This window comes from Bacillus sp. B2-WWTP-C-10-Post-4 (assembly GCF_009183805.1).
GTDB classification, from domain to species: domain Bacteria; phylum Bacillota; class Bacilli; order Bacillales; family Bacillaceae_G; genus Bacillus_A; species Bacillus_A cereus.
The window spans coordinates 1-763 of sequence record NZ_WEII01000277.1; the positions used below are offsets into that span (position 1 = coordinate 1).

Sequence of the window (763 nt, forward strand, 5' to 3'; positions counted from 1 at the left end):
CTTCTGCACCTGGATAAACCGATCAAATTCTATCTGGGAGTTGAAATGCAGTTGAATCTAAAATACGAACACTCTTGAAAACAGAAGTGTATGGCGAAGAAATCGGCATAGATGCGTCCATTTTTTTTTTTAGTAGTTCAGCTAGTAGGCGTTGCATAAGTTGTATAGCCGCATCATTAAACCGTTGATTCACTCCTTCAGGACTGATGTGCACTTCTGTTGATGCTTCTCAACAGCTACATCACTGAGTTAAAGAGGTTTTAGCGAAATTTTGACTCATCCATACACATAAAGCTACTAAATCTTGTGCTTGATACTTACTAGTTCGCTGTACAAATCCAACATCTCTAGCTAGATTCTGTAAGGTATTTGAGGATAAAAGACTCTTAATCTCCTGTGCAAATAATTGTAAGTCATCAGATACAGAATTAGACATACAAAAAACGCCAGCCTTTCCTATAATTCTACAGTAAGAATAACGTCTTTTTTGCTTAATGAACAGTATGAAACCTTAGCTTTATGGCAATGTGACGGTACCTCATTTAGTCGTCTGATAACATTACATATTTACATAATTTTCGTTATCGAAAGTTACCGTATTCATGTTTTAAAAGAGAATATACCTTAGAATCGCAATACATACCATTGATCATTACACTTTGTCTTAATGTTCCTTCATATGTCATTTTTAGCTTTTGCATAACTCGTTCAGACGCTGTATTCCTTATGTCGCATCTTCCTTCAATACGATTTAAATCTAATT

1 protein-coding gene and 1 pseudogene are annotated in these 763 nt (G+C 35.1%); both read right to left on the reverse strand.

What is annotated here, in order from left to right; translation table 11 throughout:
* Window positions 1-25: 25 nt before the first annotated feature.
* A pseudogene (locus tag GBN78_RS29915) lies at window positions 26-436 on the reverse strand (transposase); the annotation flags it as partial.
* 145 nt (window positions 437-581) lie between these two features.
* Window positions 582-763: GNAT family N-acetyltransferase (locus GBN78_RS30845; protein ID WP_226798517.1), on the reverse strand; the 182-nt coding region annotated here is incomplete at its 5' end.